The organism is Arthrobacter sp. MMS18-M83, assembly GCF_026683955.1.
Lineage (GTDB): Bacteria > Actinomycetota > Actinomycetes > Actinomycetales > Micrococcaceae > Arthrobacter.
Genome location: NZ_CP113343.1, coordinates 4249107 through 4268456 on the forward strand (window position 1 = coordinate 4249107; position 19350 = coordinate 4268456).

The window sequence follows — 19350 nt, forward strand, 5'->3', positions numbered from 1 at the left end:
TGTGCGCAAGGGGGGACTTGAACCCCCACGCCCGAAGGCACAGGAACCTAAATCCTGCGTGTCTGCCAATTTCACCACTCGCGCTGGTGCTGGTACCTGGCCGGGATTCAGGGTCTCCTGCGTTCCGGGCATATACCGCGCTCTATTGTACCCGTGGTTTTGCGCCAGCCGTTCCGTCCTGGCCCGACGAGGGCATGTAGTGGCTACTTGTCGAGCTTGAGGTCCCTGCGGAGCTTCGCAACATGTCCCGTGGCCCGCACGTTGTACTGGGCCACGGCTACCTTGCCGTCGGTGTCCACCACGATCGTGGATCGGATCAGCCCTTGGTAAGTGCGTCCGTAGTTCTTCTTTTCGCCCCAAGCGGCGTAAGCGTCAGCTACGTGGTGCCCTTCGTCAGAGAGCAGGGGAAAGGTCAGGGATTCCTCGGCCACGAACTTTTCCAAGTCCTTCACTGTGTCCGGAGAGACGCCAAGGACTTCATAACCGGCGGCACGAAGAGTTTCGAGGGAATCCCGGAAATCGCAGGCCTGCTTCGCGCATGCCGGGGTGGACGCCGCCGGGTAGAAATAGATGACCGTATTCCGGCCGCGGTACGAGGCCAAGCTGACGTCGCGGCCAGTGTGGTCCTTGAGGGTGAAATCGGGGGCAATGTCGCCAGGAATGAGTCGTTCCGCCATACTGTGCTCCTTGCTCGGGTTCGCGAGCACCCAGCTTAGTGACCAGCTGTTCGCTTCACGAATTGGACCCGAACCAGATCGGCACGTCCCGGCCGATATACTGGCCCTTATGCCTGATATGGAACGGTGGCCCACCGGGCGCCTGCTCTCCACGGCGGCGCGGCTCGTGGAGCACGCCTGGAATGAGAAATTGCGCGGTATGGGGCTGACCCACGCCGGGGTCATTGTCATGGAAGTACTCGCCGTCAAGGGACCCACCACGCAGTCGATGCTCGCACAGATTGTCCGCGTTCAGGCGCAAACCATGGGGAAGACCCTCGCCAGGCTGGAAGCGCACGGGCATGTCAGCCGCACTCGCGGCATTTCGGACCGCCGAAGCCAAGTGGTCAGTCTGACCGAAGCGGGGGAGCGCACGCTCGGGCTCGCCACGCAGTTGGAGCGGGAAGTTCTTGAACCCGTTCCCGTGGATACCGCCAAACTGCGGCGGGAACTTCAAGCCCTGGTGCGCGAACTGGCGAACAATCATTCTGCGGCCGCCGTAAATGTCATTGTGGCTGCGGCCGAGTCCGGCGTATCGCTTGACGACGTCCCGGACTAGGCCCGCGAGGCAGCCGGATCGAGGCGGAGAAGGCCTAAAAGCGAAAAGATCCCTGGATGGCGTTTCGGCCATCCAGGGATCTTTCTTTGGTGCACCCCCCGGGACTTGAACCCGGAACCCATTGATTAAGAGTCAATTGCTCTGCCAATTGAGCTAGAGGTGCAATTGTTTGTTGCTCGCAACGCAAAGAAATAACCCTTGAGCAGCTATTGCCGCTCAAGGGCCCTTCCCTTGGTGCACCCCCCGGGACTTGAACCCGGAACCCATTGATTAAGAGTCAATTGCTCTGCCAATTGAGCTAGAGGTGCATTCGTCGATTTCGATCAGCTGAAGGCTTTTCTTCCCTCGTTGATCTCCGCAACGACATGTAACTCTACACGAGACTTGTCGAAGTGTGAAATCGACCCGAGCCCCCTCCGCGGCGCTACCGGGGAGGCTTCAGGACCAGTGCAAAATCGGGGTTTTGGTTGTTGCTGAGAACCCACAGGGTGCCGTCAGGCGCAAGCGAAACGTCCCGGAGGCGGCCGTATTGGGCTGTGAAGTATGCCACAGGAGTCCCAGCCGTTTCACCACTGAGCGTCACCGTCCACAATCGCTGCCCCCGCAACGCGCTCGTGAACGCCGTTCCGTTGACGATTTCCAGGCCGCTCGGGGAGGAGTCCGCCGTCGACGGCCACACAACCTTGGCATCAAGGTAACCGGCTCGGCCGGGCGCCCCCGTTACTTCCGGCCAGCCGAAGTTGCCGCCTGCTTTGATGAGATTGAGTTCGTCGTTCACATCGGGTCCGAATTCGCTCGCCCAAAGTCTGCCTGCGCTGTCCCACGCCAGGCCCTGCACATTGCGGTGTCCGTAGCTGTACACCGGATTGTTGCCGAAGGGGTTGCCCGGCGCCGGTTTTCCATCGGGTGTGAGCCGCAGGATCTTCCCGCCAAGCGCATTGCGGTCCTGTGCCTGCTCGGGGCGCTGCGAATCACCTGTGCCGACGTAGAGGAAGCCGTCGGGTCCGAAGCGGATACGGCCGCCGTTATGGGTTGGGGCTTTGGGGATGCCGGAGAAGATGACTTCGGGCGTGCCAAGACTGAGGCGGCCGTCTGCTGACTGTTCCAGCCGGGTCCGGGCAATTCTGTTGTCCGATTCAGCGGTGAAATAGCTATAAAGCAGGCGGTCTCCGGAGAACGTCGGGGAGAGGGCCAGTCCCAGCAGGCCGCCTTCGCCGCCGGGTACGACGCCGGGAAACTCGCCAATGGTGGTGGCGTGGCCGTTCCGGACGGATTTTATGAGCCTGGTGTCCCGTTCGGAGATGATGGCGGTGCCGTCGTCGAGGAACACGATGGACCACGGGAGGGTGAGATTCAGGTCCAGTTTCCGAAGCAACTCCGGTCCGTTGCCTTCGGGCTTAGGGGGCTGGACGGTATCTGATTGGCTCGCGGACGGTGGCGCTGCCGGCGACCCGGTTGACGTTCCTCCTGGCGACGAGCCGGTGCCGGGGGAACTCCCCGTGCATGCGCTCAGCAGCAACGCCGAGATGCAGGCCGCAGCCAGGAGCGCCCGGGCAGGCAAAAGGCGGGGCCGCAGAAAGCTTCCGGGACCCGCCTTTGCCTGGTTCATGGTGTCAGCGGCGATTCCTGCGAGGTGGCCGGAAGCCGGCGGCCTCGGCGTGGGCGCTCGAGACAAACCAGACCCCGGCCTTGACCTCGTCGTAGGACGGGCTGTCTTCGTCGTGATAGGTCATCGTGTCGGCGTTGCCCTTGACGGTGTAGCCGTCGGGGCCGCTCCCGTCAGCCCCCGCGGCAGCCGAGCCCTCGCCGTACGGCTGGTCGGCGGCGAGATGGCCGCCCATCGGCGTGGCGTCGCCGGAAACGACTTCCGGGCCGGGGGCCGCGACCGGCGTCGAGACGGCGTCGAAAGCCTCCTGCTGCTCTCCTTGCTGCCCGTCCGGAGCGGTGTCGTCGATCTCCGCCGCGGCGGATTCGGCGCCGGGAAGCGTCGGTGCGTGGGTGTCCGTGTATTCGCGGTGGTGGACCGGAACCGGTGCGGCCGGTGCGCCGACTTCGCTCCACGTGGCTTCCCATTCGGCGCCATCGGCCAGCTGTTCGGGAGTGGTTGGTGCAGGGGCGGCGGGTTGCGTTCCTGGTGCCACCGAACTGCCGGCCGCGGCGGGAGCTCTGTCGGCCGCTGTGACGTCGTCGGCCGTCACGCCTTCTTCGAGTTCAGGCTCGGAAAGTACCGGTTCTGGAACGATTGGCTCGTGAACGATCGGTTCGGCTTCTTCGGAGACTGCGGCCTCGGAAACCGTCTCCGCGACCATCTCTTCGGACAGCACAGGTTCCGGGAGCGTGGGTTCCTCGAATAACGGCTCCTCAAGGGTGGTCCCAACGGCTGGAGACTCTGCCGGGACGGCCAAGCCAGACTCGAGCGGAGAGTCAGGGCGCTCCCAGTCGTCGACGTCGACACCGCCCGTCTCAGGTTCTGGTTCCGGTGACGGCTTGGGCTCGACGGGGCGTGACCCGCTTAGGTCCTGTTCGGCGGTCGCGGCTGCGGCGACCAATGGGGCGGAGCCTGTCAGGGCGGCCGCGGTGGTGTCTATTTGCGGTGACGAGGCAGTTTGCGACGGAGAGGACGGGGCCATGCCGCCCGAGGAAGACTTCGCGCTGTTGCGGCTCATCAGCCACCAGACAATCGCAACGATCAACACAATGACGATGACCCAGATCAACCAATCCATGGGAGGAGCCCTTCTGTTCGATTGGCACAGTTGTCGTGATTTGACGTTACGTGCGTGGCAAGGGGCTGTCTAGGTTTGTCAATCGATTCGAGGCGTGCGCCGCGTCCGCATCACTCCGGTGCCGCGGCTGGAAAGAACCGAGGCAGGACCCGCATCCCCTAGGGTGTCCTCATGGACTTCAAGAGGCTGCGCATCCTCCGTGAACTGGCCGACAGGCAGACCGTCGGCGCCACAGCGGAAGCCATGAATGTGACAGCTTCCGCGGTGTCGCAACAGCTCAAAACGCTCCAGGAGGAGCTCGGCGTCGTTCTCGTGGAGAAGGACGGCAGGGGAGTCCGGCTGACCGAGGCGGGCCTCGCAATGGCGGAAGCGGCAGCCGACGTCGCCACGGCGATGGCCCGGGCCGAATCGACGGTGGACACCTATCGCCGGGGGTGGCAGGCCCACATCCGGGCAGCCTTCTTCCCGAGCGCGGCCGAGATGCTGTTGCCTGGACTGCTGCACCGTGTCAAGGCTATTGAAGGGCTGCATTTCGAAGCCCATTTCGAGGATCCCGGAACGGACGGTTTCGCCGGATTGGCTGCGGACTACGACATCGTCCTCGCCCACAGCGTGGATGGTGCAGAGGTGTTCGCCCGGCATGGCCTAGAGGTTCTTCCACTGCTGGAGGAAGCCTTGGACGTCGCCATGCCGGCGGGCCACGAGCTCGCGGCCAAGGCGCGGCTGACGGCCCATGACGTAGTGGGCTACCCGTGGCTCGGCGTACCTGTCGGCTTTCCCTTTGACACCGTGCTCCGTCAAATCGAGCTCCAGGCGGGCACGACGGCGGTGCGCGGCCAGCGGTACCCCGATCTCCGGGTCCTTGAGGCCTTGGTTGGTTCGGGGCACGGAATCTGCCTCCTTCCGCGCTACACCGCCCGCGCCAACCAAAAAAGAGGTTGGTCCTGCGGCCGCTCGTTGGGGTCCGCGCCAGCCGCAGCATTGTGGCCCTTGCCCGTCCGGAGGTGGCTGCCCGTACCACCATCAGGCAGACTCTCAGCTTGCTTCAGGAGGAAGCCGCGGTGATTGCCCGCGAGCTTCGACTGGGTGACGAGTGACGGCTGGACGCTGGATTCAGTCTCACAGCGTCTCGCATGTTGAGACGAGTGTCCACTATTTGAATGAAATATTGGATGAAATAGCGCCAAATTTGCCTTAACCCGCCCGCCGTGTTCGTTGGCCACAGCCCAAGAGTCATAGACTCGTGCCCATGAGTGACCACACCCCAATTGCGACAGACAACCAGCCGGACATCAAACCACGCAGCCGGGTCGTAACGGACGGCATCCATGCCGCCCCCGCGCGAGGCATGTTCCGGGCCGTAGGCATGGGCGATGACGACTTCGCCAAGCCCCAAATCGGTGTCGCGAGCTCGTGGAACGAAATTACGCCGTGCAATCTCTCGCTGAACCGACTCGCCCAGGGCGCCAAGGAAGGCGTTCACGCCGGCGGTGGCTTCCCCATGCAGTTCGGCACCATTTCCGTTTCGGACGGAATCTCCATGGGCCACGAGGGCATGCACTTCTCGCTGGTCTCCCGTGAAGTCATTGCCGACTCCGTCGAGACCGTGATGCAGGCCGAGCGCATTGACGGCTCCGTCCTGCTGGCCGGCTGCGACAAATCCCTCCCGGGTATGCTGATGGCCGCCGCCCGTCTGGACCTCGCCAGTGTGTTCCTGTACGCCGGTTCCATCATGCCGGGCTGGGTCAAGCTCGAGGACGGCTCGGAGAAGGAAGTCACCCTCATTGACGCCTTCGAAGCCGTTGGTGCCTGCGCTGCCGGCAAGATGAGCCTCGGAGACCTGGACCGCATCGAACGTGCCATCTGTCCTGGTGAGGGCGCTTGCGGCGGTATGTACACGGCCAACACCATGGCGTGCATCGGCGAAGCCCTCGGCATGTCGCTCCCGGGCTCGGCCGCCCCGCCCTCCGCAGACCGCCGTCGTGATGACTTTGCCCGCAAGTCCGGCGAGGCCGTGGTCAACCTGCTCCGCCTCGGCATCACCGCGCGGGACATCATGACCAAGAAGGCGTTCGAGAACGCCATCGCAGTCACCATGGCCTTCGGCGGTTCCACCAACGCCGTCCTGCACCTGCTCGCGATCGCCCGCGAAGCCGAGGTCGAACTGACACTGGACGACTTCAACCGCATCGGCGACAAGATCCCGCACCTGGGCGACCTCAAGCCCTTCGGCCGCTACGTCATGACGGATGTCGACAAGATCGGCGGCGTGCCGGTCATCATGAAGGCACTGCTCGACGCCGGACTGCTGCACGGAGACTGCCTCACGGTCACCGGCAAGACCCTTGCCGAGAACCTGGCCACCATCAACCCGCCGGACCTCGACGGAAAGATCCTGCGCGCCCTGGACAATCCGATCCACAAGACCGGCGGCATCACCATCCTGCATGGTTCCATGGCGCCGGAAGGGGCCGTCGTCAAGAGCGCCGGCTTCGACGCCGATGTCTTCGAAGGCACGGCCCGCGTGTTCGAGCGCGAACAAGGTGCCCTCGACGCCCTGGACAGGGGGAGATCAAGGCCGGGGACGTCGTCGTGATCCGTTACGAAGGACCTAAGGGCGGCCCGGGCATGCGCGAGATGCTCGCCATCACGGGTGCCATCAAGGGCGCAGGCCTCGGCAAGGACGTGCTCCTGCTGACCGATGGCCGCTTCTCCGGCGGTACCACCGGTCTCTGCATCGGACATGTTGCGCCTGAAGCGGTCGACGGCGGCCCCATCGCCTTCGTCAAGGACGGCGACAAGATCCGTGTGGACATCGCTGCCCGCTCGTTTGACCTCCTGGTGGACGAAGCCGAGCTCGAGTCGCGCAAGGTCGGCTGGGAGCCCCTCCCGGCAAAGTTCACCAAGGGTGTCCTCGCAAAGTACGCCAAGCTGGTGCACAGCGCCTCCACGGGCGCGTACTGCGGCTAGCTCGGGGTTCCGGCCCAACTGACTCGCAGTTGTTGTCGTTTTGACGTCTCATAACGACAACAACTGCGAGTCACTTGGGTGAGGGGCCGAGGTATGACCAGTCCGTGGACAATGAGGTCCACATCGTGAGATGACATCTTCATCGTTTGACACTTATCTCACAAAGAGGGAACACTGAACGCATGATCGCATTCGTTACTGTCGGCGCCACCGTGGGCACTGTCGTACTTACCAAGCGCGTGGCCTCCTAGCCCGACTGGTAACGAACCGTCACGCGCAACCCCTCGAAGAGCCGCAAGGCTGAGGGGTTTTTTTATTTCCCGCAGGGGACAGCGCATTTAGCAAGAACCCGCACGAATGCAGTACCCAAGCAGTAACTTTCACTAATTGAAGATCCCCAAAGGAAGAGTCCGATGAGCAAAGGATCGCCGATCAGCCCCTCGCTGATGGCTGCAAAGTCCGCTGGAGCCCCCAAGGCTCCGGATAAGGTCGACCGTCCGGCTGACGCCGTCGTCGACAATGCTGCAACTCTCTCTCCTGTACTCGGGCCGAACAACGTTGTACCCCCAACGGTGATGACCGGCTCGGAAGCTATTGTCCGCTCGCTCGAAGAACTCGGCGTGGACGATATTTTTGGTTTGCCCGGTGGCGCGATCCTCCCCACCTATGACCCTTTGATGGCCTCCAAGATGAATCACATCCTGGTCCGTCACGAACAGGGAGCCGGCCACGCAGCCCAAGGCTACGCCATGGTTACCGGACGGGTTGGCGTCTGCATCGCCACCTCGGGCCCCGGTGCCACCAACCTCGTTACCCCCATCATGGATGCCCACATGGACTCCGTGCCGCTCGTCGCCATCACCGGCCAGGTATCGGCTTCAGTCATTGGTACGGATGCCTTCCAGGAAGCGGACATCGTCGGCATCACCATGCCGATCACCAAGCACTCCTTCCTGGTGACGGACCCCAACGACATTCCGCACGTCATGGCCGAGGCTTTCCACCTAGCGAGCACAGGCCGTCCTGGACCGGTACTGGTGGATATCGCCAAGAACGCCCAGCAGGGCACCATGACCTTCTCCTGGCCGCCCAAGATCGATTTACCGGGCTATCGTCCGGTGGTCCGCGGCCACAACAAGCAGGTGCGTGAGGCGGCCCGGCTGATCGCCGCGGCAAGCAAGCCCGTCTTGTACGTCGGTGGCGGTGTGGTCAAGGCACACGCTTCGGCCGAGCTGCGCGAACTCGCGGAGCTCACGGGCGCGCCCGTGGTGACCACCCTCATGGCCCGGGGAGCGTTCCCTGACTCCCACCCCCAGCACGTCGGCATGCCGGGCATGCACGGAACTGTCTCTGCGGTCACCGCACTGCAGCAGTCAGATCTGCTGATCACCCTTGGTGCGCGCTTCGATGACCGGGTGACGGGTGTCCTCAGCACCTTCGCTCCGCATGCAAAGATCATCCACGCGGACATTGACCCGGCGGAGATCTCCAAGAACCGCGTGGCAGACGTTCCGATCGTGGGCTCCGTCAAGGAGATCATTCCGGAACTGACCGAGGCCGTCCGGACCGCTTTCGAACTATCCGGCACCCCGGATCTCGACAGTTGGTGGGCATTCCTCAACAACCTCCGTGATACCTACCCCCTGGGTTGGACCGAACCCGAAGATGGACTCAGTGCCCCCCAGCGGGTCATCGAACGCATCGGTGCGCTCACGGGTCCGGAAGGCATCTACGTTGCCGGCGTTGGCCAGCACCAAATGTGGGCTGCCCAATTCATCAAGTACGAGCGCCCCCACGCCTGGCTGAACTCCGGCGGCGCCGGCACCATGGGTTATGCCGTCCCGGCAGCCATGGGCGCCAAGGTCGGCGAACCCGACCGCGTGGTCTGGGCGATCGACGGCGACGGCTGCTTCCAGATGACCAACCAGGAACTGGCCACCTGTGCCATCAACAAGATTCCCATCAAGGTTGCCATCATCAACAACTCCTCGCTGGGCATGGTGCGCCAGTGGCAGACCCTCTTCTATGAAGGCCGCTACTCCAACACCGACCTGAACACCGGCCACGACACCGTCCGTATCCCGGACTTCGTCAAGCTGGCGGACGCGTACGGTTGTGCCTCGTTCCGCTGCGAGCGGGACGAGGACATCGACGCCACCATCCAGAAGGCACTGGAAATCAATGACCGCCCTGTGGTCATCGACTTCGTGGTCAGCCCGAACTCCATGGTGTGGCCGATGGTCCCCTCCGGAGTCTCCAACGACCAGATCCAGGTTGCCCGCAACATGACCCCGGAATGGGAAGAGGAGGACTAGCCATGAGCCGCCACACACTGTCCGTTCTGGTCGAAGACAAGCCCGGCGTTCTGACCCGCGTGGCCAGCCTCTTCGCCCGGCGCGCCTTCAACATCAACTCCCTGGCCGTCGGCCCCACCGAGGTCTCCGGGATTTCTCGCATGACCGTCGTCGTCGATGCCGATGGCGACCTCATCGAACAGGTCACCAAACAGCTCAACAAATTGATCAACGTGATCAAAATTGTCGAGCTGACCCCAGAATCTTCCGTGCAACGTGACCACATCCTGGTCAAGGTACGTGCGGATGCCGCGACACGCCTGCAAGTCACCCAAGCTGCAGACTTGTTCCGTGCCTCAGTGGTTGACGTTTCCACAGACTCGGTGGTTATCGAGGCAACCGGTACCCCGGAAAAGCTCGCAGCGCTGCTTTCTGTGCTCGAGCCATTCGGCATCCGCGAAATCGTGCAGTCCGGCACCTTGGCCGTTGGACGGGGATCCCGCTCCATGAGTGACAGGGCCCTGCGCAGCGCTTAGGCACTGCGTAGCCGCCCAACAACGCACCACAGACAATATCTACAAAGAAATCCACTCAAAGGAGTTACGCAAGTGACTGAAATGTTCTACGACGACGATGCAGACCTGTCGATCATCCAAGGCCGCAAGGTTGCCATTGTCGGCTACGGTTCCCAGGGCCACGCCCACGCGCTGAACCTGCGCGATTCCGGCGTCGAGGTTGTCATCGCACTCAAGGAAGGCTCGAAGTCGATCGCCAAGGCCGAGGACGCAGGCTTCACGGTCAAGAACGTTGCCGACGCCGCCGAATGGGCCGACGTCATCATGATCCTGGCGCCGGACCAGCACCAGCGCTCGATCTACAACGACTCCATCAAGGACAAACTGACCGCCGGCAAGGCCCTGGCCTTCGCACACGGCTTCAACATCCGCTTCGGCTACATCGAGGCACCGGAGGGTGTTGACGTCATCCTGATCGCACCGAAGGCTCCGGGCCACACCGTGCGCCGCGAGTTCGAAGCCGGCCGCGGTATTCCGGACATCATCGCCGTGGAGCAGGACGCCACGGGCTCCGCTTGGGATCTGGCCAAGTCCTACGCAAAGGCCATTGGCGGCACCCGCGCCGGTGTCATCAAGACCACCTTCACCGAGGAGACCGAAACCGACCTCTTCGGCGAGCAGGCTGTCCTGTGCGGCGGTGTCTCGCAGCTGATTCAGTACGGCTTCGAGACCCTGACCGAGGCTGGCTACCAGCCGCAGATCGCCTACTTCGAGGTGCTTCACGAGCTCAAGCTCATCGTTGACCTCATGTGGGAAGGCGGCATTGCCAAGCAGCGCTGGAGCGTTTCCGACACCGCAGAGTACGGCGACTATGTCTCCGGCCCGCGTGTTATCGACCCACGCGTCAAGGAAAACATGGCCGGCGTCCTCGCCGACATCCAGTCCGGCGCGTTCGCGAAGCGCTTCATTGACGACCAGGACAACGGTGCAGTCGAGTTCAAGGAGTTGCGTGCCAAGGCAGAGAAGCACCCCATCGAAGGCGTCGGCCGGGAACTGCGTTCCCTGTTCTCCTGGCAGCAGCAGGACGAAGATTACGTCGAAGGCTCTGCAGCCCGCTGATTAAAGGCACCCGTTGACGCCGCGGCAGACGCCGTAGCAATTCAACACAGAACGCCGTTCGGGATAGGCTCGAAATGAAGCCGCCCGGCATGGAGGCCGGACCCGGTATACCGGGTCCGGCCTTCGTCGTCAAAGAATCGTTTCACCAAAACCCCACCTGAAAAAGAGAGCTAAAGAGGTCACCGGTGACTAGCACCAAGCCAGTAGTACTCCTCGCTGAGGAACTTTCGCCCGCCACGATCGAGGCCCTTGGTCCGGACTTCGAGATCCGCCAAACCGACGGTGCGGACCGCTCCCAGCTGCTCTCCGCAATCGTCGACGTCGACGCCATCCTGGTGCGTTCAGCCACCCAGGTGGACGCCGAGGCAATTGCCGCAGCCAAGAACCTCAAGATCATCGCCCGCGCCGGCGTCGGCCTGGACAACGTGGACATCAAGGCCGCAACCCAGGCCGGTGTCATGGTGGTCAACGCCCCGACGTCCAACATTGTGTCCGCAGCCGAACTTACGGTCGGACACATCCTCAGCCTTGCCCGCCACATCCCGCAGGCCAGCTCCGCCCTCAAGGGCGGCGAGTGGAAGAGGTCCAAGTACACGGGAATCGAGCTCTTCGAAAAGAAGATCGGCATCATCGGCCTTGGACGCATCGGCGCCCTCGTGGCTGCCCGCCTCCAGGGTTTCGAAACCGAGATCCTGGCTTACGACCCCTACATCACCTCCGCCCGGGCAGCCCAGCTCGGCGTCAAGTTGGTCACCTTGGACGAGCTGCTGGAAAAGTCGGACTTCATCACCATCCACATGCCCAAGACCCCGGAAACCGTGGGCATGCTGGGCGCTGATGCCTTCAAGAAGATGAAGGAAACGGCATACGTGGTGAACGTGGCCCGTGGCGGCCTGATTGACGAGGAAGCCCTTCACGAGGCCCTGGAAGACGGTCAGATCGCCGGCGCCGGCATCGACGTGTTCGTCAGGGAGCCGAGCACCGACCTGCCGTTCTTCGACATGGACAACGTCATCGTGACCCCCCACCTGGGTGCCTCCACCGACGAAGCCCAGGAAAAAGCCGGGGTTTCCGTGGCAAAGTCGGTGCGCCTCGCCCTTGCCGGCGAACTCGTGCCTGACGCCGTCAACGTTGCCGGCGGTGTGATCGCTTCCGAGGTTCGCCCAGGAATCCCGCTTATCGAAAAGCTCGGCCGGATCTTCACAGCTTTGACCCACGCATCCCTGACGCAGATCGACGTGGAGGTCGCGGGCGAAATCGCAAGCCTGGACGTGAAGGTCCTTGAGCTTGCTGCCCTCAAGGGCGTGTTCGCCGACGTCGTGACCGAGCAGGTCTCCTACGTCAACGCACCTGTCATCGCCGAGCAGCGCGGCATCAACACTCGCTTGATCACGACGTCGGAGGCTGAGGACTACCGCAACGTCCTGACCATCCGCGGCGCGCTCAGCGACGGTTCCCAGATCTCCGTGGCCGGCACCCTCACCGGACCCAAGCAGGTCCAGAAGCTCGTGGGCGTCAACGGCTACGACGTCGAAATCCCGATCAGCGAGCACCTGGTGGTTGTTTCTTACGCTGACCGTCCGGGCGTCATTGGCACGATCGGCCACATCCTCGGCATGAACAACATCAACATCGGCGGCATGCAGGTGGCCCGCCAGAGTGAAGGCGGCCAGGTCCTGGCACTGCTGACGATCGACACCTCCGTGCCCCAGCAGGTCCTTGAAGCAATCAAGGCCGGCATCGGTGCCGACATGGTTCGTGAAGTGGATCTGGAGGACTAGCATCCGAACCGTTTGAGCTAGAATCGTGTGCCGCAGTTCACATCGGCCACATAATATTGGCCGGTCTGCCTACAATGGCTTGGTCCGAAATTCGGATCCGGCGGCAGGCCGGCCAATACCTTTTGCACACACCCAATGGATTCCTATTGCCTCGGCATGGTTTCAGGGAGAGCAGTGTGCGCACCCGCAATCCAGGACTCAGGGAGCCCTATGAACGCCGTCCAGAGGTTCATCAGAAGCCGTGTGCTGCTGTTGACCGCGGCCATTTTGATCGTCGCCATGTGCTTGTCCGTATTCATCCAGAGCCAGTCGCAGGCCGCGCTGAACCGGACGGTGGATGAGAACTCACGAGGCCTGTACGACATCCTGGTGCAAGCCAAAGCCGGGAATAACAAAGACGGCGGGGCGCTTGTCCAGCCGGACATCGCCAACGGCCAGGGTGGCATCAGCTTCCAGCAACTCGAGAAGATCCGTGGGCTGGGTGGCACGTCCGTTGCCGCCCCCATCAGCCTCGTCTCCCGGGTGACGCAGAACCTGGAGACCCCGCGGCTTGATGCGATGGATTACCTCGGCTACAACGCAGGGCTGGCTGGTGGTGCCACTGCGGGAGACCCCACCGGCACTGACGCCAAGAAGTGGCCCGCGCCGGAATCCGTCCTTCCTGCCCAGCCCAAGAAGTACCGCCTGACAGCCACTGCCGTGAGCTCCGACGGAGTGTCCCAGCAAACCCTCTTCCAGACCAGCGCTGAAGGCACCCTGGGCAAAGGCCAGGTCATTGAGCAGCAGTCCGCCGGGGGCAAGAGCATCCGCATTGCCGGTCCTGCAGGGGAGACCGGGATCAAGTTCCCTGCACCTGCAGGTGGCTCCGAGCACAACCTCTTCAACCTCTCGGTTGCGCTTCCCATGGCTCCCCAAGTCACCGAATCCGTGGTCGCGGTCGACCCGACAGCCGAACGTGCCCTCCTTGGCTCGGCTGGCGACTTCCTTGCACCTCTGCAAAAGGCACCGCCTGCCGACACCCGCAACGCAGGCGCCATCGGACGCTACTTTGAGCAACTCTTCTCCAAGAGCCCCACGCAGCAAGAGCTCGAACAGGGCCCGGACTTCCTCGGCGTCAAGCTCAAATACTGGGCGCCCCTCATGACGCAGTACCAGCAGGCCAAGTTGTCCGGCCAGATCACGGATGCCTCGCAGGCCATTCCCCTGATCGTCCGGCAGGGAACTTCCCTTGACCTGAAGTACTCGGTGAAGATCCAGGAAATCGATGATTCCGGCAAGGTCGTCAACGACGTCGGCACCGTCTCGCGGTCCCTGGACAAGGACTACCTGCCCTTCGTGTCAAAGTCGCCGTTCTCCCTGCAATGGCCCGGATCTACCGACCACAGCCAGTTGCTCGGTAACACGGGCAACTTCAGCCAAGGCCTGTACCAGCCTGCCCAGTGGAGCACGGACTTCGCGGCCGCACCCAAGTACAAGGATGGCGACACCTCCGCGAATGGAGCCGTTGGCAAGTCCGCAACGCCGAGGGACTGGGTGACTGTCAACAAGCTGCCCGAAAAGTCGACTTTTGGGGCGATCGTGGACCAGGCCCAACGCAAGCCTGTCGATGAGCGCTCGTACCGTGAGAACCTTTCCACGGGATCGAAGCCAGCTACTCCGCTCCCGATGGTCTATGGGACGTTCGATCCGGCCCAGATCCAGAAAGCAGCAGGCGACGTCAACAAGCTGCCCTTGGGTGGCTACGATCCCGCTCCGATGACGCTCCAGAAGGACGCCTCAGGCAATGACACCGCAGCCAAGGGCCTCAAGCCCTCGCTGAGCGCCACAGGGCTGGTGAGCCAGTCTGCCGGTGCCATCACCGACTACTACGGCCTTGCCGCGGCCCGCGGATACAGCACGAACGCCAACGTGATCGACGCCGTCCGGGTTCGCGCCAGTGCCGCCGGCAACTGGAAGCAGGCTCAGCCGGACGTCGACAAGCTCGCAGCCCAGATCCGCGACCTGGGACTCGAAGCCACGGTTGTGGCCGGTTCTGCGCGTGAAGACGCCAACATCTTCGTCCCCGGTTACTCCAAGGACGACGCCGGCAAGGAGTCCGCGCTCGGCACCGTCCAGCAGTCGTGGGTCCGGCAGGATGCCGCAGATGCCGTCTCCGGCTCGCTGACCGGCACCAACATCACGCTTCTGTTCCTGACGCTCTGCGGAGCCACCTTGCTGACGGGCGCTTCCACTGTCAGCTACGTCCGTCAACGACGAAGCGAAGCCGGGATCCTTCGGGCCATGGGCTGGACCCAGAGGAAGATCCGCAGCTGGGTCCTTGAGGAATTCGGCATCGGTGCGGCGATCGTTGCCTTGGCAGGCATTGCGTTGAGCCTTCTGAGCTGGAACCTGGCAACAGTCATTGTTTCCGCGTCTGTGTTGGTGCTTTACTCCGCTGCCGCCTACATTGCAGCCCAGCAATTGCGGCACCGGGATGTTGTGGACCAGGAACCACAGCACGATGAACGACTCATCGCCGTGGACTCGCCGCTAACGTTTGCGTACCGCCAACTGGTCACCCACCGTTTCAGCTCAGTGTCACTGGCCGTGGCCGTGGGCGTGTTCGGAGCGGCCGTTGGTGCCCTGATCGCCCTGCTCATCGACATCCCACGCGCAGCGGGAGCCAGCGCCCTCAGCGGACTGGCGTCGGCCGCCGTCGCCCTGCCGAGTGTCATCCTGGCAGTCAGCGGGGTTCTCGTGGGCCTCGTGCTGACCTTGGTCACAGGTCGGTTCGAACTCAAGGCCAGGCGCGAGCAACTCAGCACGCTCAAGGCCATGGGTTGGAACCCGGACATGCTGGGCCAGGTCCGGTTCTTCGAAAATGCCTTGGTCGGAGCTGCGGCCCTGATCCTGGGCGTCCTGGGGGCGTTGGGCATAGGCCTGCTGCTCGCTCCCTATGCAGCACTCTGGGCCGCCTTGGCCGGAGTGCTGGCCGTACTTTGCTGGATTCCCATTGCAACGAAAGTGGTCAAATGACTGACAATCTCCATCCCGATCTGACCCCGACCACGGAATCCGCCGACGAGTCGTTCCAGACGCGCGCCAACACCATCGTCAGGGCGGCGGACCACGCTACGCCCCTGCAGTTGAGCAACATCACCATCCGCTATGGCGGGGACAAAGGTGGCGCCGAGCCGGTCACAGTCGTCGAGGACTTCAGCCTCACCCTCCACGCAGGCGAGATGCACTGCATCGCCGGGCGAAGCGGCTCAGGCAAGACCAGCATCCTGACGGTGGGCGCGGGACTCACACTCCCGACGTCGGGCCGGGTCCTCTGGGAAGGCGACTCCCTCGAGAAGATGGGCGACGACGAAATCGCCGACCGCCGCCGCGCGCTGATCGGGTACGTGGACCAGGGCGGTGCGTTGATCGACGGCATGAGCGCTTTGGAGAACGTGTTATTGCCGGCCGTTCCCGACGGGGAAGTGGAGCAGCGCACCGAAATGGCCAAGGACCTGCTGGACCTGGTCGGACTGGGCCGGCGCATGCGCCACCGTCCGGCGCAGCTGTCCGGTGGTGAGCGCCAGCGTGTTGCCATCGCGCGCGCCCTGATCCTGGGCACCCGCGTCCTGGTGGTGGACGAGCCCACGGCCAGCCTGGACCGTACCTCGGCCAACCGCATCATCGGCATCCTGAAGGACACCACCAACGACGGTATTGCCGTGCTGGTGGCGTCGCACGACCACGAGTTGGTCCGGCTCAGCGATACGCTGACTGAATTGAACTAGTAGCCGATGCCTCCGGACTGGCCGTCATATGCGGCCAGTCCGGTCTTTCCATCTCCAAGAGAAGGTAACTTCGTAGAGTGACGTCTCCAGAAAAACCCCCGTTCTACATCACCACTGCCATTACGTACCCGAACGGCGAGCCGCATATCGGCCATGCCTACGAGTACATTGCCACCGATGCGATGGCCCGGTTCAAGCGCCTCGACGGCTACGACGTGATGTTCCTGACCGGTACGGACGAGCACGGCATGAAGATTGCCCAGGCGGCGGAAAAGGAAGGCATCACCCCCAAGGAACTCGTGGACCGGAATGCCGAAATCTACAAGGCCGCCCACGCTGCCTTGGGCATCTCGTACGACCGCTTCATCCGCACCACGGATGAAGATCACTACGCTGCCTCCCAGGCCATCTGGAAGAAGATGGAAGCCAAGGGGGACATCTACCTTTCCAAGTACGAGGGCTGGTATTCGGTCCGCGACGAAGCCTATTACACGGAGGACGAGACAGTCCTGAAGGACGACGGCGTCCGTTACTCGCGCGGTACCGACACCGAAGTGACGTGGACCGCGGAGGAGAGCTACTTTTTCCGGTTGTCCTCTTACCAGGATAAGTTGCTGGCGTTGTACGAGGAGCAGCCGGAATTCGGCGCCCCGCAGTACCGCTTCAACGAAGTCATCAGCTTCGTCAAGCAGGGTCTGCAGGACTTGTCGATCAGCCGGACGACTTTCGACTGGGGTGTCCCGGTACCGGGGAACGACAAGCACGTCATGTACGTGTGGGTTGATGCCCTGACTAATTACCTGACGGGGGTCGGCTACCCCGATGCGGAATCGGAGGCGTTCCGTAAGTTCTGGCCGGCGGACGTCCACGTCATCGGCAAGGACATTTCCCGGTTCCATGCGATCTTCTGGCCCGCCTTCCTGATGAGCGCCGGCCTGGAACTGCCCAAGAGGGTCATGATCCATGGCTTCCTGACCAACAACGGCGTCAAGATGTCCAAGTCCCTCGGCAACGTGGTGGCTCCCAAGGACTTCGTGGAGCAGTACGGCCTGGACCAGGTGCGCTTCTTCTTCCTCCGCGAAGTGCCCTTCGGTGCCGACGGCAGCTACAACCACGAGGCAATCGTGGGCCGCATGAACGCAGACCTCGCCAACAACTTCGGCAACCTGGCACAGCGTTCGCTGTCCATGGTGGCCAAGAACTGCGAAGGCAAGGTGCCGGTCCCCGGCGAGTTCTCAGCCGAGGACTCCGCGCTGCTGGCCCAGGCCGGCGGGCTGCTGGACGCGGCCCGCGCCGCTTTCGAGAAGCAGGAATTCAGCCGCGCCCTCGAGGCAATCTGGGCCGTGCTCGGTGACACCAACGCCTACTTCGCCGAGCAGGCCCCGTGGGTCCTGCGCAAGACCGACGTCGAGCGCATGAACACGGTCCTCTACGTCACGTTGGAAGTAGTCCGCATCGTAGCGATCCTCGCCCAACCGATCATGCCGACGTCGGCAGCCAAGCTGCTTGAGGCTCTGGGACAGTCCGACGGTGAGGCCCGCCAATTCGCTGCCATCGCCACTCCGATCGTCCCCGGCACGCAGCTCCCGGCGCCGGCCCCGGTCTTCCCCCGCTACGAGGAGCCCGCCGAGGCCTAACCGCTCGCTCACCTATACGGCCCTTTACCGGAACGCTCGCTCACTTATACGGGGCGTGACACCCCCTCACCCACCGGTGAGGGGGTGTTCCTTTCCCGTCCAATGATCGGTCGGTGTCCGGAGACGGATCCAGCGGGCCGCCGGATGTCCGAGTGGTGCCATCGCGCCGGTGAGTGGTGACCCAAACGGAGCAGGTAGTAGCCGGGACAAAGCGCACTGGCTCCTGTATGTAAACGCGTACCCGCCACTCGCGTTAATCAGGCGAACGAAACCTAGCCTGAAAAGCAAGCGAACTGATGACACTTTCTGGGGAGTAACTGTCAAGATTCATCTCGCTGGTTGAGGTCTCCCGTACTTGTCTTTCCTGGGTCTCGAAGACGGTTACTCCGCAAAGTCTGCTCAGCTCGAACCTGACGTGGTTGGAGGGACCGAAATGAAACGGACTATTGCGACTATGGGGGTCGTGGGCCTGGGATTGCTGGGTGCCACGGTGTCGGCGAACGCTGCTCCCTCAGACAAGATCACCATCTGCCACGCCACGCATTCGGCGTCGAACCCATACATCGCAGTGACGATCAGCTTGGCGGCGTTGTCCGGGCATGTCGCCGACACCAACGATATCGTCCCTGCAAACGCTGGCGCCTTTATGCCCAACGGACAAAACCTCACCCCGGAAAACATCGCCATCCTCAACGCCGGCTGCCGGGTGGTCAGCCCGCCGGTGGTGAGCCCGCCGGTGACCAGTCCGCCGGTGGATCCGGTGGTCAGCCCGCCGGTGACCAGCCCGCCGGTGGATCCGGTGGTGAGCCCGCCGGCGAGCCCGGTGGATCCGGTGGTGAGCCCGCCGGTGACCAGCCCGCCGGTGGATCCGCTGGTGAGCCCGCCGGTGACCAGCCCGCCGGTGGATCCGCTGGTGAGCCCGCCGGTGACCAGCCCGCCGATGACCAGCCCGCCGGTGAGCCCGGTGGATCCGGTGGGTCCTGTAGAGCGGGTAGCGCCAGGCGCGCCACCGGTCGTCACGCGTGTCGTTCCCCCTGTGGTTCCACCCGTCGCCGCGCCGGCAGCGCCCGTGCCTGCAGCTGTCATTCCCGCTACGGCAGGTGCCGAAGCTGCGCCGGACGCCGCGATAACGAATGTGGGGTACAACGTCCAAACGGCCGTTGGCGGGAAGGCGGACGCTGGTATCCCCGGTTGGCTAGCCGGCTTGACTGGTCTCTTCAGTGCAGTGGCCGCATTCGTGGTCCTGAGGAGCCGTGTGCGGGCCCG

13 protein-coding genes, 3 tRNA genes and 1 pseudogene are annotated in these 19350 nt (G+C 63.2%); 10 read left to right on the forward strand and 7 right to left on the reverse strand.

Annotation, left to right across the window (positions count from 1 at the left end; translation table 11 throughout):
- Positions 1–2: 2 nt before the first annotated feature.
- Positions 3–84, reverse strand: a tRNA-Leu gene (locus OW521_RS20055).
- A 119-nt stretch (positions 85–203) separates the two neighbouring features.
- A complete protein-coding gene (gene bcp / locus OW521_RS20060; protein WP_268021288.1) occupies positions 204–677 on the reverse strand; it encodes a thioredoxin-dependent thiol peroxidase in 474 nt (157 codons plus the stop codon).
- 109 nt (positions 678–786) lie between these two features.
- Here bcp and OW521_RS20065 point away from each other — a divergent pair, with 109 nt between their 5' ends.
- A complete protein-coding gene (locus OW521_RS20065; RefSeq protein WP_268021289.1) occupies positions 787–1275 on the forward strand; it encodes a MarR family winged helix-turn-helix transcriptional regulator in 489 nt (162 codons plus the stop codon).
- 87 nt (positions 1276–1362) lie between these two features.
- On the opposite strand, the gene OW521_RS20070 is transcribed toward OW521_RS20065, so the two are convergent.
- The 4 genes from OW521_RS20070 to OW521_RS20085 all read right to left on the reverse strand — a co-directional run bounded on the left by OW521_RS20070 (position 1363) and on the right by OW521_RS20085 (position 4001).
- Positions 1363–1438: transfer RNA gene (locus OW521_RS20070), tRNA-Lys, on the reverse strand.
- 69 nt (positions 1439–1507) lie between these two features.
- A tRNA-Lys gene (locus OW521_RS20075) sits at positions 1508–1583 on the reverse strand.
- A 116-nt stretch (positions 1584–1699) separates the two neighbouring features.
- Positions 1700–2884 carry a PQQ-dependent sugar dehydrogenase gene (locus OW521_RS20080; protein WP_268021290.1) on the reverse strand — a complete coding sequence of 395 codons (1185 nt, stop codon included), beginning with the start codon at positions 2882–2884 and terminating at the stop codon, positions 1700–1702.
- A 4-nt stretch (positions 2885–2888) separates the two neighbouring features.
- A complete protein-coding gene (locus OW521_RS20085; protein WP_268021291.1) occupies positions 2889–4001 on the reverse strand; it encodes a sunset domain-containing protein in 1113 nt (370 codons plus the stop codon).
- Positions 4002–4172: 171 nt separating this feature from the next.
- On the opposite strand from OW521_RS20085, the gene OW521_RS20090 reads away from it, so the two are divergent.
- From OW521_RS20090 to metG, 9 genes and pseudogenes are all read left to right on the forward strand, one after another.
- On the forward strand, positions 4173–5066 hold the full coding sequence (locus OW521_RS20090; RefSeq protein WP_268021292.1) for a LysR family transcriptional regulator: 894 nt from the start codon (positions 4173–4175) through the stop codon (positions 5064–5066).
- Positions 5067–5250: 184 nt separating this feature from the next.
- Positions 5251–6971, forward strand: a pseudogene (gene ilvD / locus OW521_RS20095) (dihydroxy-acid dehydratase).
- A 413-nt stretch (positions 6972–7384) separates the two neighbouring features.
- Positions 7385–9286, forward strand: coding sequence for an acetolactate synthase large subunit (locus OW521_RS20100; RefSeq protein ID WP_268021293.1), 1902 nt, complete (start codon positions 7385–7387; stop codon positions 9284–9286).
- Between the two features lie 2 nt (positions 9287–9288).
- Positions 9289–9801 (forward strand): acetolactate synthase small subunit, encoded by a 513-nt coding sequence (gene ilvN / locus OW521_RS20105; RefSeq protein ID WP_236811607.1) that lies wholly within the window; start codon positions 9289–9291, stop codon positions 9799–9801.
- 72 nt (positions 9802–9873) lie between these two features.
- Complete coding sequence (gene ilvC, locus OW521_RS20110; protein ID WP_265980903.1) at positions 9874–10899, forward strand: ketol-acid reductoisomerase; 1026 nt, start codon at positions 9874–9876, stop codon at positions 10897–10899.
- A gap of 185 nt (positions 10900–11084) precedes the next feature.
- A complete protein-coding gene (gene serA, locus OW521_RS20115; protein ID WP_268021294.1) occupies positions 11085–12680 on the forward strand; it encodes a phosphoglycerate dehydrogenase in 1596 nt (531 codons plus the stop codon).
- A 210-nt stretch (positions 12681–12890) separates the two neighbouring features.
- A complete protein-coding gene (locus OW521_RS20120; RefSeq protein WP_268021295.1) occupies positions 12891–15695 on the forward strand; it encodes an ABC transporter permease in 2805 nt (934 codons plus the stop codon).
- Positions 15692–16447, forward strand: coding sequence for an ABC transporter ATP-binding protein (locus tag OW521_RS20125; protein ID WP_268021296.1), 756 nt, complete (start codon positions 15692–15694; stop codon positions 16445–16447). Before OW521_RS20120 ends, OW521_RS20125 begins: the two co-directional genes overlap by 4 nt.
- 77 nt (positions 16448–16524) lie before the next feature.
- Positions 16525–18084, forward strand: a complete 1560-nt coding sequence (metG, locus tag OW521_RS20130; protein ID WP_268021297.1) for a methionine--tRNA ligase — start codon at positions 16525–16527, stop codon at positions 18082–18084.
- A gap of 399 nt (positions 18085–18483) precedes the next feature.
- On the opposite strand, the gene OW521_RS20135 is transcribed toward metG, so the two are convergent.
- Positions 18484–19170: a hypothetical protein gene (locus OW521_RS20135; protein WP_268021298.1), complete on the reverse strand. Its 687-nt coding sequence runs from the start codon at positions 19168–19170 to the stop codon at positions 18484–18486.
- Positions 19171–19350 lie beyond the last annotated feature (180 nt).